Below are 14,506 nucleotides of genomic sequence, written 5' to 3'. Positions count from 1 at the left end.
GATGCAGACGACGATGGCCTTCGATACCGAAACCACCGAACCCGAATGTACCCTGGACGACGCCGTCGCGCGTCTGGACGTCAAGCCGCGCAGCTTCGTGCCGGATCTGCGCCGCATTCGTCAGGGCAACGCCGTCGACGTCGTCGTCGAAATCCCCGCCGACTTCCGCCTGCAATCGGGCCAGCGCCTGAACCAGACCACTGTCACCGGCCGGCTGCACGGCCGCGAGGGCGCGCCTCTGGTCGTCGTCGCCGGCGGCATCTCGGCGGGCCGTTTCGTACACCGCACCGAGACCAACGGTCTGGGCTGGTGGTCGGACGCCGTCACCGCCGGCGGCCCTATCGACCTGCGCCGTTGTCAGGTTCTGGCTTTCGACTATGCGCCGGGTGCGCAAGACGCGGGTGACGAGCCCGCCACCATCACCACCCACGACCAGGCCCGACTGCTGGGCCTGCTGCTGGATCACCTCGGCGCCGAGACCGTGGCGGCCGTGGTCGGCTGCTCCTACGGCGGCATGATCGCCCTGGCCTTCGGCGAACTCTTCCCGCGTTGGGCCGAGCAGCTGATCGTCGTCTCCGCCGCCCACCGCGCCCATCCGCAAGCCACCGCCTGGCGCGGCATCCAGCGCCGCATCCTGAAGCTGGCGGTCGAGGCCGGCCGGCCCGAGGACGGCGTCGCCCTGGCCCGCGAACTGGCCATGACCACCTATCGCACCGCCGAGGAGTTCTCCGAGCGCTTCGATACCACCGCCCCCCTGGCCGCCGGTCAGGCCTATCCGGTCTGCGAATATCTGACCGCGCGCGGGGTGGCCTACCGCACCCACACCACACCCTCACGCTGGCTGTCGATGTCCGACTCGCTGGACCGCCATTCGGTCACGCCCGAGGCCATCACCACCCCGGTCACCCTGGTCGGCTTCACCTCCGACCGGCTGGTGCCGATCGACGACATCCGCGAACTCGCGGCCCGCCTGCCCACCCTGTGGCGTCTGGTCGAGGCTCCGTCCCTGTACGGCCACGACGCCTTCCTGAAGGAGGACGCCCTCGTCGGCGACATCCTCCGCTCCGCCCTCAAGGATATCGACCAGTGACCCGCCCCGCTTCCAGCCTGAATGGCCGTACCGCCAAAGACATCCGCACCATCTGCGCCCGCTCGGGCGTCGATCAGGATTCGGCCCACGGCGCGGTCATGCCCCCGCTCTATCTGTCGTCGAACTATTCCTTCGCCGGCTTCGACCAGAAGCGGAAGTACGACTACGCCCGCTCGGGCAACCCGACCCGCGACGTCCTGGCCGAGACCCTGGCCGAGCTGGAAGGCGGCGCCGGCTGTGTGGTCACCGCCACCGGCATGGCCGCGGTCGACCTGCCGCTGAGCCTGCTCTCGCCCGGCGACCTGCTGATCGCCCCGCACGACTGCTACGGCGGCACCCACCGCCTGCTGTGCGCCCATGCGAAGAAGGGCCATTTCGAGGTCCTGTGGGTCGACCAGGGCGATCCGGAAGCCCTCGCCGCCGCCTTCGCGCTGAACCCCAAGCTCGTTCTGGTCGAGACCCCGTCCAACCCCCTGCTGCGCGTCGTCGACGTCGCCGACATCTGCGTGCGCGCCCATGCGGTCGGGGCCAAGGTGGTCGCCGACAACACCTTCCTGTCGCCCGCCCTGCAGCGCCCGATCGAACTCGGCGCCGACATCGTGGTCCACTCGACCACGAAGTACATCAACGGCCACTCTGACGTCGTCGGCGGCGCCGTGATCTCGGCCGATCCGGCCGACCACGCGGAACTGGCCTGGTGGGCCAACTGCCGCGGCGTGACCGGCGGCGCCTTCGACGCCTATCTGACCATGCGCGGCATCCGCACCCTGTTCACCCGCATCGAGCGCCAGCAGGAGACGGCCGGTCACGTCGCCGCCCTGCTGGAAGCCCACCCGGCGGTGAAGACGGTCTATTACCCCGGCCTGAAGTCGCACCCGAACCACGCCCTGGCCGCCCGCCAGCAGCAGGGCCCGGGCGCCATGCTCAGCTTCGAACTGGTCGGCGGCGTCGAGGCCGTGCGCACCCTGGTCGAGACGCTGGAGACCTTCACCCTGGCGGAATCGCTGGGCGGCGTCGAAAGCCTGATCGCCCACCCGGCGACCATGACCCACGCCGCCATGACGCCCGAGGCCCGCGTGGTCGCCGGCATCACCGACGGCCTGCTGCGTCTCTCGGTCGGTCTGGAACATCAGGACGATCTGATCGCCGACCTGGTCCAGGCCCTGGACGCCGTCTCGGTCGAACAGGCCGAAGCCGCCTAGGACCGGGTCAGGCCGTTGTCGCGGTAAAAGGCGTTCAGGGCGGCGGGCGTCGCCAGCCGGATCTTGGGCAGATCGAAGCCCTCAAAGGCGCGGCGGTCACGCTCCCGGTTCGCGCGTGTGGTGACGGCGATGTGGTGGATCATCAGCCACTTCACGCTGTCGCGCCCGCCCTCGAGACCGCCCACCCTGCCCCGCTCGAACCAGCTCCGCCGTGCGTAGCGATACAGGCTGACCGCCGTCGGCAGCTCCAGCCGGATCACGCCCGTGGCCCGCGCCAGTCGAGCGGGCAGCAGGCGTGAATAGTTGCCGTCCATGGCCCAGCGCTCGCCCGCGATGGCCTCGGCGTGCAGGCGGACGAACTCTGCGGGCGGCCGCTGGACCCAGTCTGTGCCCGGCAGGTGGTGCAACTGATCCAGATGCACGGCCTCAAGCCCCCGCGCCCGCGCGATGGCCTCGGCCAGGGTCGACTTGCCACTGTTCGACGGCCCCAGGATGATGAGGCGCGGACCGAGATCGTCGAGGGTCATGCCGCCAAGGTGGCGGCATCCGTCGCCGATGACCAGCCGGAACTGATCGGGAAAAAGGCGGGGCCGCCCCGGCGGGACGGCCCCTTCAGGTCGGGAAAGCCGGGGCCGCCCCTCGCAGGACAGCCCCTTCCGGCGTCGTCAGAAGCGGTACTTGAAGCCCAGCACCACTGACCAGAGGCTGGCGGCCTGATCGACCGTCGGGGTGGCGGCCGTGGTCGCGTTGGCGGTGGTGTAGCTGTAACGATAGGCGGCGCAGACCGGGCTGGCGGGGCCAGCGGCGACGCCCGTGGCCGAGGCGCACTGGGCGTTGACGATGACGGCGCCCGAGCGGCTGTTGGAATACTCCTTCACCACGCCCCAGTTGTTGTTCAGCAGATTGCCCAGGTTGGCGATATCGACGGTGAACAGCAGGCTGTTGCCGCGGACCGGGCTGGGGATCTCCTGGGCGAACTGGAAGTCGAAGCGCTCGACGTCCGGGTTGCGGCCGATGCCGCGTTTCAGGATGCCGCCCATGGGCAGGCCGAACTGGTTGACCACCGCCTTCAGGCGATCGACCGAGGTCTGGCTGTCGAAGAAGACATTGACGCCGTTTGGATCGACGAAATGCAGCGGGTTGGTCGGGTCCGGATTGTTCAGGTTCGGAATATAGGCCAGGGCGTCATCGCGGCTGACGCCGAAGGTCGGGTTCCGGTTGCCGGCCGGGTCGCTCATCAGGAAGCTGATCGGACGGCCCGTGTGACGCTCGCCGAACAGGGTGAAGCGCGACACCCAGCCAGGGAAGAACTCGGCCTTGTAGGCCAGGTTCATCTTGAAGGCCCGTTCGATCAGGTTGTTCGCATCGCCGCGCGCCGGAGCGTTCGGATCCCGGTCGAAGCTCTGGTCGGTATAGTAGGCGCCCGAGGTGCCGTTGCCGCCGGCGGTGGTGCCGAACTCGGAGATGCCGCCGTACTGCGAGCCTTCCTGCAGGGCGTAGGAGACCCAGGCCTTCAGCTCACCGAAGTCGCGACCGACCGAGAAGGCGGCGGTGCGGCTCCAGGCCTTCTGGTCCGGGTTGTAGGCCTGGACGTCGCCGAACAGGCCGAGGTTGGCCAGGTCGGGGTTGGTGGCGACCGGCAGACCCTGGGCCGCGCGGTTGGCCAGGACGTCGGCCGGGGTGGCGCCGGCGATCTGCAGGCCGTCGTAGCGCAGACGGCCGTCCGGGGTCAGCTGCTGCACCCCGTTGACCGTCAGCAGGCGAGAGCGGATGTCACGGAAGGCGACATTGTTCTCGGACCGGCTGATCACGCCGTCAAAGCCGAGGTCGAAGCCCCAGACGGTGGTCTTGTAGGAGAGGTTGGCCTTCCAGTCCGAAGGCATCTCGAACCCGGGAGCCAGCGAGTTGGTGAAGGCGTTGCGACGCGCGGCGCTGTCGGCGGTCAGGATGGCGTTGGCCGTCGCCGAAGGCGTGGTGATGAAGGCGGCGTCGGCCTTGTTCAGGTTCAGCAGGGCGTCGCCCTGGGCCTGGGAGATGACCGTCGAGGAGGCGGTGTCGAAATAGGTGCCGTCAGCCTGACGACGGATGGCGAAGGAGTTGGTCAGGGCGCCGGTCGTTGCGCCGTAGCTGTTGCCGAGGAAGACGTCCGGCACGCCGCCCGAGACCAGGCCGAAACCGCCCGACAGCTCGAAGGTATCGCCGTTGTACTTGGCCGAGACGCGCGGCATCAGGACGTCGATGCCGTCATAGCTCTGCTGGTTGTTATAGCCGTAGCGGGTAACGAAGTTGGCGTTGAGCGTCGGCTTCACGTCAGAGACGTAGTTGTCCCAGCGCAGACCATAGTTCAGCGTCAGCCGGTCGGTGACGTCCCAGGTATCCTGCAGCAGCAGGGAATGGATCGAATAGTCCAGCACCGCCGCGGCGTCGGTCGTATTGCCGCTGAGGGCGTTGCCGTACGAGAGCTGGTTGGCGCGGCCGGCGGCGAAGTCGGCGACCGAGTCGAAGTAGTAGACGCCCCGGGCCTGCTGGACGAACAGGTTGTAGATGTCGACCTTGCGGTACTGGTAGCCGCCCTTGATCGTATGGCCGGCGATGCCAGTGAAGTTGCCGATGAAGGATCCGGCGTACTCCTTGGTCGCCAGGACGTTGGCCTGACGGAACTGGTCGGGACCGAAGTTGATGGACGGCGTGCCGGAGGTGCAGGAGAAGGTCGCACCGCCGACCGGGTTGGTCGGGTCCGTACAGATCGAGATATTGGCGAAGCCCTGGCCTTCCGGCGGCATCTGGCCGCGGGTGTATTCGCGATAGGCGACGCGGCCCTCGGTCGAGAACACGTTGCTCCAGCGCGAGTTCAGCTGGACCGAGTAGTTGTCCTCGACCTCGGGCTGGACGTACCAGTTGGTGTCCAGGCTGATGGAAGTCGTGGAGGGGCTGCGCTTCCAGACCGAGCTTTCGGCGTGGCGATAGGTCGCCGACAGCCGCTGGCCGTCGATGATGTCGTAGTCGAGCTTGAGCGAATATTTCTCGTCGATGATCGGCTCGACCTGGGCGACCGTGCCGGGCGTGAGCTGCGTCGAGGCGGCATAGCCGCTCCAGTTGGCCAGGACGGTGTCGATGTCCGCCTGGCTCGCGCCGGCGCCGGTCGAGACGCCCGGAATGCGGTTGAAGGTGTTGGCGAAACCGGCGCCCAGCGGACCCGTGCCGGTGGTGTCGAAGCTGGTGAACTTCTCGTACGACGCCGCGAAGAACAGATGGTCGGGCAGGATCGGACCCGACAGGAAGAAGCCGTAGTTGTCCTCGTCGATCGTGTTGACGACCTTGCGCTCGCCCTGCAGCGGGACCGCCAGAATGTCGCCGTTGGTGAAGCCGACGACCGGCAGGATGTTCCCGGCCATGTCGGTCGAGCGGTAGTTGTAGAAGGCCGAACCGTGGAACTGGTTCGAGCCCGAACGCAGGATCAGGTTCAGGGCGCCGCCGGTGAAGTCGCCGTCCTCCACGTCGAAGGGCACGGCCTGGATGGCGACCTGCTCCAGCGCCTCGAACGAGACCGGACCGCGGTTGGTCGACAATCCGCCGGTGTTCAGGCCGTAGCTGTCCTGCGAGCGCACGCCGTCGATGGTGATCCGGTTGGCGCGCGGCGAGGAGCCGGCGATATAGAGACCGCCCGAAGGGCCGGTGCTGCGGGCCACGAAATCAAGGCTGGCCAGCGGGTCGCGGCGGCCGATGTCGCGGATGTCACGGCGAACCGAAACGACCGATTCAATGCCTTCGCGGTCGACCGTGGTGCGCGAGCCGACGTTGGCCAGCTGGGTCGTGGTGGCGCGGCGGGCGCCGGTGACCACGACCTCGGACAGTTCGTCGACAGGGGCCAGGGTCAGGCGCACGCGCTGGGCGTCGCCGACGTTCAGCGACAGGTCCTCGATGGTCTGGGAGGCAAAGCGGGGGGCGACGGCCACGATCCGGTAGGGACCGCCGACACGCAGGCCGCGCACGTCAAAGGCGCCTTCGGCGTTGGTGACGATGATCTGCTCGGCGCCGGTCGGCACGTGCGTCACTGTGACGGTCGCACCGGACAGGGCCGCGCCGTTGGCGTCGACCACCACGCCGCGCACGGCGGCTGTCGTCTGCTGCGCGTGGACAGGCGCGGCGGCGAGAGCGAGCACCGCCAGGGCGGAGCCGCCCGCGAGCATTCTGGACAAAGACATTTGAGATCCCCCCGGAAACATCCATGACGACAAGGTGTCGCGGATGGGGCGATCTAGGCGCGCTTCGTCGACGAATTCCGCTCAGTCAGATGACGGTTTGACATCGAGGAAACCTGTTGCGGCGATGAAACACACGCGTTTTCGGGGCGGATTATCCGTACCCGGCGGATGTCAGCCCGGCTTGGGCCGCGCCTGCATGGCGCCGGTCATGGGGATGAAGAAGACGCCGACGTCGCGGCGGCTGTGGACCCGGCCCTCGGCGTCCTTGGTATAGACATAGAGGACCTGCCCCCGGCGGAAGGGCTGGCCGATCGGGATGATCAGCTTGCCGCCCGGCTTGAGCTGGCGGAACAGCTCGGGCGGGGCGTACTGGGCGACGCAGGTCAGCATGATGGTGTCGAAGCCCTCGGTCACCTCGGGCCAGCCGAAATAGCCGTCGCCGACCTTGCCGTGGACGTTGGAATAGCCGAGCGGGGCGAAGATCCTGTCCACCGCCCGGCCGATCGGTTCGATGATCTCGATGGTGTAGGCGTCGCGCACCACGCGGCTGAGCAGCGACGACTGGAAGCCCGATCCGGTGCCGATCTCCAGCGTGACGTCCGTCGGCTTCGGCGCCGCCAGCTGGGTCATATAGGCCTGCCCCAGATAGTCCGAGAGCACCGAGCCGTGTCCGATGGCCCAGGGCTTGGGATCGGCCTCATAGGCCTGATAGGCCGTGGAGGCCTGCTGGGCGTAGGCGTAGTGGAAATATTCGCGCGGCACGGCCTCGAAGGCGGCTAGGACGTTCGGGTCGGCGACGCCGTTGAAGCGGCCCTCGAGGTAGGTCTTGATCCGGGCGATGGCGGCGGGCTTGCGCGTCTGGATCTCGGCCCATTGCGCTTCGGTGACGGCGCTGGGCCGGCCCGAGGCCTCCATGGCGGTCTGGAAGGCGGCGAAGGTCCAGGGGCTGGACGCCCCCTTGACGCCGTTGACGACGGCGGAAGGCGCGGGGCCGGTTCCGGTCGTCGGAGCAGCGGCGGCGGCGGGAGCAGCAGGGGGCGCGGTTTCGGCGGACCCTTGCGTTGGATTCAGCCGCGCCTGCACATCCTTCATCGCCTTGTCGTCGCAGGCGGCGAGCGGGAGGGCGGCGAGCCCGGCGGCGCCGGCGAGAAGGGCGCGGCGATCCATGATGGCGGAGGACGTCATGCGGGGCTTTCCACGGGCGAGGCCGGGTCGAGGCCCGACGGGTTGAGAGAGGGCTGCGGCGCGCTCTTCATCACCGGCCGTACGGCCGGCGCCCCGAAGGGCAGGGCCATGAAGGCGAGGACGTAGAGACCGGCGGCGGCGATCAGCAGGGACGAGAAGCCGATGTCCCGGCTCATCAGATTGGCGAGCGGCGTGGCGACCACGGAGAAGGCGCCGTTCAGCCCCCAGGCCCACGGAAGCGCTCGCCCGTCCCCGACCGAGATCAGCCCCAGCGGGAAGGGCATGCCCAGCGCCAGCGATACCGGGGCGGCGGCCAAAACCACCGTGCCCGCGCGCATCCACAGCGGCTGGTCGAGCGTGCGCATCAAATAGTCCTCGCCGCCGATCAGCATGGCCGCGATCCAGGCCATGACCACGATCAGGCCGATGCCGGACGCCGCCTTGGGCAGGCCGCCGACCTTGCCCGCGATGATGCTGCCGAGGCCGGAGAAGATCAGCATCGAGGTCAGGACCAGGGCGAAGGCCGAGGAATAGTCGTTCAGATAGAAGGCTGCCCGGTCGATCAGCAGGATCTCGATGAACAGGAAGCCGAGGCCCAGCGCCGGGAAATAGAGCACGGGCCACAGCTTGCGCGGCTCCTTCGCCATTCCCTTCCTGCGCACGAACAGGGCGGGCGCCGCCAGCACCAGAAGGGCGATCAGAATGGCCTGACCGAGGACGGCGACATTCACCAAAGCGCCGATCTCCGCCTGGGGCAGGACCTCCAGACGCTTGATCAGGGTCTGGGGGTGTTCGATCCGCAGCGAGGAATAGAAGGCCGGTCTGTCTAGTGTCGCGGGGCGGATGTGGAAGGCCCCGCTGGAGGCCGAGGCGCGGCCCGCGACCACGGCTGCGACCTCATTGGCGATGGCGTCGTCGGGGCCGTTCGAGATCATCTGACCCGTCTCGAAGGAGACGCTGGGCAGGTCGTTGAACAGGGTCGCGCGGGCGGCGGCGACGTCCATCCCGGGCGCCCACGACACATCGAAGGATCGGGCCGCGCAGAAGGCCTTCAGCGCCACGATGTCGGCCGCCGACCACGGCGTCGGACTGATCAGGATCCGCGCATTCCAGGCCGAGCGATAGATCATGACGTGGGCCGACGGATCGGCGACGCCCGCCGCGAGAAGCGCCTCCCGCGCGGTCGAGACGACGCGCAGGGCATATACGGGGAAGTCGCGGATCGAGACCGAGATCGAGACGACGCCGCCGGGCCGCAACGCCGCCAGGTAGGCCTGCATGGCCTCGACCGTGACGCCGGTGACATTGGCGGGCGCGGCGTCGACGAAGTCGGCCGAGACGTCGATGAGGTCATAGCGGTTTGGTCCCGCCCGCCAGGCCGCCGCGATCGGGCCGCCCTCGAGCAGACGCACGGTCGGGTCGCTCGCCATCGCCGGCGACGGGCCGAGGCCGTGGATCAGGGCGTCCTTCAGCACCGGCTCGCCCTCGACCCCGTCGATATTGGCGGCGCCGAGCGCTTTCGCCTCGGCGATGCGGAAGCCGCCCGACAGACCGACCAGCAGGGTCTCCGCATGAGGACGCAGGACATAGGGCGCGGCGCTCAGGGCGCTGGGCGCATAGGCGGCGTCGCGACCGAAGGCTTTGGGAAGCGAGGCGATGCGATTGCCGTCGCGGTAGAGGCCGTAGGTCGCGGGCGGTCCTGCGATCCCCATCATGCCCGCATTGTTGGAGACGTCGGCGTCGACCCGCTCGGTGAAGTCGTCGAGCAGCAGATAATGACCGCGCGGCGCGCGGATCTCCGCGACCACCTTCGCCCCCGGCGTGTTCATCGGGGCGTAGATGGCCTTGAACTCGCTGAAGGCCGGGGCCGTCCCGGTGAACAGGACGTACTCGCCGCCGACCAGAGCCGCGAGCGCCAGCAGGCCTCCAATCCAGCGACTCCGTCCCGGCTGGAACCACGGCCCGAGCGCGAGCGGGATCAGCAGCACCGGCGCCAGCAGGAAGGGATGGACCACGAACATCAGGCCGAGCGCCACGGCCGAACCGAGGCCCGCGCCGATCAGATCGTAGCCATAGACGCGCCCGATCTCCCGGTGATTGAGCACGAAGATCAGGGAGATGTAGAGGCCGGCGAGGAAGAAGAAGGGCAGCAGGGCCGCATAATAGAGGCCGATATTGCGGACCTGATCGGGCCAGGTGGTCGGGTTCTGCAGCTGCAGCGGATTGAACGGATTGGCCGTCATCATCTGGAAACCGAAGGCGGCGGCCAGGATCATGGCGGCGGGCAGGATGGCTCTCAGCGCCACGCCCGACTTCGCCACCGTGTCGCGGAACAGGGCGACGAAGACGCCCGAAAGCGCGAACCCCGCCATGACGATGGAGATGATCCAGTAGCCGTACTCCGACCATTTCGCGACGGCGAAGTATCGGGTCAGGGCGTTCTCGATCCCGACCACGCCGAGCGCGATCAGGAACAGGGGCATCAGGGCCGCACGGCTGTCCGCGGCGCCCTTCAATGGACGGCTCCCGCGACGCGGCGATCGAGGAAGTCGATCAGCAGGGCGTCGAACCGGTCGGCCTCGTCGACGAACAGGGCGTGGCCGGCGGTCTCGAACACCTCCATCCGCGCGTCGGCATGGGTGCGGATCAGGTTCTCACCCTGCGCCCTCAGACGCGGGCGGACGACATAGAGGACCGGCTTGTCGGTCGAATGCAGGGCGGCGCGCCAGTAGCTGCGCGGCGCGTCATAGGCCAGGAGGCGGCGTTCATCGGCCTGGCTCATGCGCAGGGCCTGATCGGTCAGGCGCGCACGATAGTCCGCGCCCGGATCATGGGCGAACATGGAGGCGACGAAGGCGGCGCGGCGGTGACGGCGTTCGTCTTCGGGAAGGTCCGCGCGATCAGCGGGACTCCCGGCGCCGGGTCGCGCGACGGGCGCCGGTTCCTCGCCCACGGAGTTGTCGATCAGGACAAGGCCCGCGATCCGCCCGTCGCCCTGCCCCGCCACCCAGGCCAGGCTGTCGAGCACACCCAGCGACCAGCCGACGAGGACCACCGGGCCCGGCGCCGCATGGTCGATCAGTTCGCCGATGTCGCGACCGCGCCGTTCGTAGCTGTAGCCGAAGGCCGTGACCTCGCTCTCGCCCTGACCGCGCGGATCGAGGGCGAGGACGTGGAAACGACCTTTCAGGGCGTCGATCTGGTGCTCGAAAATCCACCCCGGCATGGTCCACCCCGGCACGAAGACGACGGTGGGTGGTCCGCCTGAAAGTGAGTCAGATCCGGGGCCCGCCTCCAGATAATGAAGGCGAGCCCCGTCGCTGGTGATGAAGCTCCGGCTCTCGACAGCCCCTATCCCCGGGACCGGTTGGGCGCCCCCCGACGCCGTAACCGGACCTGCCGTAAAACCCGAGACGACCAGCCACACCACGCCGGCGGCGGCCGCACGCGTCCAGGCCGCCAGCAGTGGTGCGCCAAAGGGCTCCATCGCCCGCATCTGGCCCTGACAATTCGCCGGTGTCGATAGGGCTCGCTTAACAGGCGTTAACGACGCCACACAGGCGTGTCCGCCGCGCATCATTATCCGCCCGAGGCAAGGCTCAGCCGAAGGGTACGATCTTGTTGTCGCCGTCGTGGCCGATGTCCGCCTTGCCGAGGAAGGGGATGCCGGAGCGGTGGCACCAGTAGCGGACGATCTCCTGCGCCGTCAGGCCGAAGTCGGGATCGTTGGGCGTCACGTCCGAGACACGCCCCAGACGGATGCCCGCGACCTTTCGGATCGAAGGCTGGCTGGTCAGGTGGAACATCATCCGGTCGACGCGATAGAGCGCCTCCGACACCTCCTCGATCATCAGGACGTGGTCGGTCAGGTCAGGCTCCAGCGGCGTGCCGACCAGCTGGTCGATGATGGTCAGATTGAAGGCGACGGCCTTCTTCTTGTCGATGGCCAGCGACGGTTCCAGCCCCTTTTCGTCGCCATTGACCAGCCAGGCCAGGGCGCGCTCGGCGGTGGCGTCGTGGCGCACAGAATCCGAGGCCATCGGCCCGTGGGCCAGATGTTTGAACCCGGCCTTGTACATGCCCGCCAACAGGGTCCCGACGTCGGAATAGCCCATATAGCGTTTGGTCCGGGCGACGTCGTTCAGGCGCGGAATGACGTCCTCAACGATGCGGCAGGAACCATAGCCGCCGCGCGCGAACCAGATGGCGTCGAAGCGCGGGTCGTTGGCGTATTCGACGAAGGCGTCGGCCCGGGCCCGGTCGTCGCCGGCGAAATGGCCGTGCTTCATGAAGCAGGCGGGATGGAAGGTGACGGCGACGTCGCCCTCGGGATGGTGCTCGGCCATCCAGGCCTCGACCTGCTCGGCCCGCTCCTTCGCGAAGCGGGAGCTGACGCAGACGACGCCGACTTTGAAGGTATTGGCCATCATGGGGTGGGCGTTATCCGGGCTTTGGCGCGACGTTGGTAGTGTCCGATGATCAGTTGCCACGCAATCATCAGCAGAAGCGCCGTAGGCGTCGCGAAACCATGGAGCGTCCCGATAAGCGGCGAGTTCGGGATCGGCAGCCATCCCCGTTCGGCGACGATGCAAAAAAGGATAACGGCGCACACAACCGACAACGATATCCCATAGGCCCTGTTCATCCATCCTGGTGGGGCGGACGCGGCCGCGAACGCCGCCTCGGCCGGCGTCAGACGGCTTCCGAACAGGGTATTCAGCACCCGGAGGCCGAAAACTTTGAGGGACGGCACGGTCATCCTCCCAACGCGCCGACGATCTCGGCCACCGACCGCACCCGGGCGATGCGGGGGAAGACCAGCTTCATCGGAAAGTCCTGCATTGCGGCCGAGAAGGTGGTCGAGGCGTCCTCGGCGACGATCATCGAATAGCCGTGCGACCAGCCCTCACGCACGGTCGACTCGACCCCGAAATTGGTGGCGACCCCGCCGACGATGACCGTGTCTGTCCCGCGTCGGCGCAGCAGGGTGTCCAGCTCCGTCCCGTGCAGCGCGCCCCACTGCCGCTTGGTGATCGTGATGTCGGCCAGCGCCAGAAGCTCGGGGACGATCTCCGCATAGTTCGCCGGGACCGGATCGGTGGAGACCGGGTTGTCGATCCGCCCCTGCGGTCCGTTGATCCGTCCCGGGCCGAAACTGACGTTGACGGCGACCACCGTCCCGCCCGCCGCATTGACCGCCCGTGCCAGGGTCAGGCCGTTTTCGACCACCGTCGCGCTGTCATAGGGGGCGAGCGTACTGGCGAGGATCCCGGCCTGAAGGTCGATGAGGACGAGGGCGGTCTTGCCCGGATCGATTTCAAGCGTCACGAAGCCTCCGAAGACCCATTCCTGCCGCGAACCCTCTGGCGGTTTGCGACGAAGCCCTGTTGTAAAGCCTGATGACCTCCAACGTCTCCTACTTCTTCTGCGGAATCGGCGGCTCCGGCATGCTGCCGCTGGCCATGATCGTTCAGGCGCAGGAATGCCGACGGATCGAGGGCTCCGACCGGGCGCTGGACCAAGGCCGCACGCCGGAGAAGTTCGACTGGCTGCGCGCCCACGGCGTGACCCTGCATCCGCAGGACGGATCGGGCGTGACCCGGCCCGAGCAGATCGTCATCGCGACCGGCGCGGTGGAGGACACCGTGCCCGACATCGGCGCCGCCAAACGCGTCGGCGCCACGATCAAGACCCGGCCCCAACTGCTCAGCGAACTGTTCAACGCCGCCGACACCTCGGTCGGGATCGCGGGCACCAGCGGCAAGTCAACCATCACCGGCATGGTCGCCTGGATTCTGCATACGCAGGAGGATGAGCCGACGGTCGTGAACGGCGCGGTGATGAAGAATTTCGCCGACGGGGATCACCCCTACGCCAGCGCCCTGCCCGGTTCGCCCTTCCTCTTCGTCGCCGAGGTGGATGAATCGGACGGCTCCATCGCCCGCTACAATCCGACCGTCGCCGTCGTTTCCAACATCTCGCTGGATCACAAGTCGATGGAGGAGCTGCGCGACCTGTTCGGGGGCTTCACCGGCCGGGCGAAGACGGCCGTGCTCAACCTCGACAACGTCGAGACCGCGGCCCTGGCCCAGACCATGGTCGACGACGGGCGCGCCGATGCCGTGATCACCTTCGCCTTGGGCAATGAGGACGCCGACCTCTCGGCCCACGACCTCAAGCCCCTGCCGACCGGCATGACCTTCGACCTCGTGGAACGCTCCAGCGGCGCGCGCATCAAGGCCGTCCTCAACGTCCCCGGCGCCCACAATGTCGCCAATGCGCTGGCGGCTCTCGGCGCCGTGCGCGCGCTCGGCGTGCCGCTGGCGGAGGCGGTCAAGGCGCTGGAGACCTTCGCCGGCATCCGTCGCCGGATGGAGGTCGTCGGCACGCGGAACGGCGTCACCGTGATCGACGACTTCGCCCACAACCCCGACAAGATCGCCGCGACCCTGAAGACCCTGCACGCCTTCGACGGCCGACTGCTGATCCTGTTCCAGCCGCACGGCTTCGGGCCCTTGAAGCTGATGAAGCATGAGTTCATCGAGGGCTTCGCCGGACTGATGCGCGAAGACGATGTGCTGATCATGCCCGAGCCCGTCTATTACGGCGGCACCACCGACCGCAGCGTAGGGTCCGAGGACATCGCCGCCGGGGTCCGGGCGCTGGGCCGCACCGCCGAGGCTTTGCACGACCGCCCCGCCTGCGGCGACCGCATCGTCGAACTGGCCCGTCCCGGCGACCGGATCATCGTCATGGGCGCCCGGGATGACACCCTGTCGGAGTTCGCGGCGGAGCTTCTGGCCCGGCTTTAATTCCGAACCCGG

Annotated in this window: 11 protein-coding genes; 3 read left to right on the top strand and 8 right to left on the bottom strand. The window is 68.1% G+C overall.

Translation table 11 applies throughout. The features are described 5' to 3' along the window. The first annotated feature begins 1 nt into the window (after window position 1). A complete protein-coding gene (gene metX, locus AC1ROD_RS13595; protein WP_492948800.1) occupies window positions 2-1,090 on the top strand; it encodes a homoserine O-succinyltransferase MetX in 1,089 nt (362 codons plus the stop codon). Further along, on the top strand, window positions 1,087-2,292 hold the full coding sequence (gene metB, locus AC1ROD_RS13590; RefSeq protein ID WP_492948799.1) for a cystathionine gamma-synthase: 1,206 nt from the start codon (window positions 1,087-1,089) through the stop codon (window positions 2,290-2,292). Before metX ends, metB begins: the two co-directional genes overlap by 4 nt. Here metB and AC1ROD_RS13585 read toward each other — a convergent pair. The 8 genes from AC1ROD_RS13585 to AC1ROD_RS13550 all read right to left on the bottom strand — a co-directional run bounded on the left by AC1ROD_RS13585 (window position 2,289) and on the right by AC1ROD_RS13550 (window position 13,010). Next, on the bottom strand, window positions 2,289-2,819 hold the full coding sequence (locus tag AC1ROD_RS13585; RefSeq protein WP_492948798.1) for a P-loop NTPase family protein: 531 nt from the start codon (window positions 2,817-2,819) through the stop codon (window positions 2,289-2,291). The two genes, metB and AC1ROD_RS13585, sit on opposite strands and share 4 nt — an antisense overlap. A gap of 138 nt (window positions 2,820-2,957) precedes the next feature. Beyond that, a complete protein-coding gene (locus AC1ROD_RS13580; RefSeq protein ID WP_492948797.1) occupies window positions 2,958-6,497 on the bottom strand; it encodes a TonB-dependent receptor in 3,540 nt (1,179 codons plus the stop codon). Between the two features lie 171 nt (window positions 6,498-6,668). Then, complete coding sequence (locus tag AC1ROD_RS13575) at window positions 6,669-7,682, bottom strand: protein-L-isoaspartate O-methyltransferase family protein (protein ID WP_492948796.1); 1,014 nt, start codon at window positions 7,680-7,682, stop codon at window positions 6,669-6,671. Next, on the bottom strand, window positions 7,679-10,198 hold the full coding sequence (locus AC1ROD_RS13570) for a spermidine synthase family protein (RefSeq protein WP_492948795.1): 2,520 nt from the start codon (window positions 10,196-10,198) through the stop codon (window positions 7,679-7,681). The genes AC1ROD_RS13575 and AC1ROD_RS13570 overlap by 4 nt, the downstream gene beginning before the upstream one ends. Next, the gene (locus tag AC1ROD_RS13565; RefSeq protein ID WP_492948794.1) at window positions 10,195-11,169 is read right to left on the bottom strand and encodes an alpha/beta fold hydrolase; all 975 of its coding nucleotides are present in this window, start codon (window positions 11,167-11,169) and stop codon (window positions 10,195-10,197) included. The genes AC1ROD_RS13570 and AC1ROD_RS13565 overlap by 4 nt, the downstream gene beginning before the upstream one ends. A gap of 112 nt (window positions 11,170-11,281) precedes the next feature. Next, window positions 11,282-12,109 carry an LD-carboxypeptidase gene (locus AC1ROD_RS13560; protein ID WP_492948793.1) on the bottom strand — a complete coding sequence of 276 codons (828 nt, stop codon included), beginning with the start codon at window positions 12,107-12,109 and terminating at the stop codon, window positions 11,282-11,284. After that, complete coding sequence (locus tag AC1ROD_RS13555; protein WP_492948792.1) at window positions 12,109-12,441, bottom strand: hypothetical protein; 333 nt, start codon at window positions 12,439-12,441, stop codon at window positions 12,109-12,111. The genes AC1ROD_RS13560 and AC1ROD_RS13555 overlap by 1 nt, the downstream gene beginning before the upstream one ends. Beyond that, window positions 12,438-13,010 carry an isochorismatase family protein gene (locus AC1ROD_RS13550; RefSeq protein ID WP_492948791.1) on the bottom strand — a complete coding sequence of 191 codons (573 nt, stop codon included), beginning with the start codon at window positions 13,008-13,010 and terminating at the stop codon, window positions 12,438-12,440. The genes AC1ROD_RS13555 and AC1ROD_RS13550 overlap by 4 nt, the downstream gene beginning before the upstream one ends. Before the next feature lie 71 nt (window positions 13,011-13,081). Here AC1ROD_RS13550 and AC1ROD_RS13545 point away from each other — a divergent pair, with 71 nt between their 5' ends. Next, window positions 13,082-14,494: a glutamate ligase domain-containing protein gene (locus AC1ROD_RS13545; RefSeq protein ID WP_492948790.1), complete on the top strand. Its 1,413-nt coding sequence runs from the start codon at window positions 13,082-13,084 to the stop codon at window positions 14,492-14,494. Window positions 14,495-14,506 lie beyond the last annotated feature (12 nt).

It is taken from the genome of Brevundimonas sp. GW821-FHT12E07 (assembly GCF_058807035.1).
Note: the sequence above shows the minus strand (reverse complement) of the source record. Positions and strands in the feature narration are given on the sequence as shown.

Excerpts from the sequence above, each read along its gene's own strand:
- AC1ROD_RS13545 (WP_492948790.1), top strand. The coding sequence starts at position 13,082 with ATGACCTCCAACGTCTCCTACTTCTTCTGCGGAATCGGCGGCTCCGGC.
- AC1ROD_RS13565 (WP_492948794.1), bottom strand. The coding sequence starts at position 11,169 with ATGGAGCCCTTTGGCGCACCACTGCTGGCGGCCTGGACGCGTGCGGCC.
- AC1ROD_RS13555 (WP_492948792.1), bottom strand. The coding sequence starts at position 12,441 with ATGACCGTGCCGTCCCTCAAAGTTTTCGGCCTCCGGGTGCTGAATACC.
- AC1ROD_RS13580 (WP_492948797.1), bottom strand. The coding sequence starts at position 6,497 with ATGTCTTTGTCCAGAATGCTCGCGGGCGGCTCCGCCCTGGCGGTGCTC.
- AC1ROD_RS13560 (WP_492948793.1), bottom strand. The coding sequence starts at position 12,109 with ATGGCCAATACCTTCAAAGTCGGCGTCGTCTGCGTCAGCTCCCGCTTC.
- AC1ROD_RS13575 (WP_492948796.1), bottom strand. The coding sequence starts at position 7,682 with ATGACGTCCTCCGCCATCATGGATCGCCGCGCCCTTCTCGCCGGCGCC.
- metX (WP_492948800.1), top strand. The coding sequence starts at position 2 with ATGCAGACGACGATGGCCTTCGATACCGAAACCACCGAACCCGAATGT.
- AC1ROD_RS13585 (WP_492948798.1), bottom strand. The coding sequence starts at position 2,819 with ATGACCCTCGACGATCTCGGTCCGCGCCTCATCATCCTGGGGCCGTCG.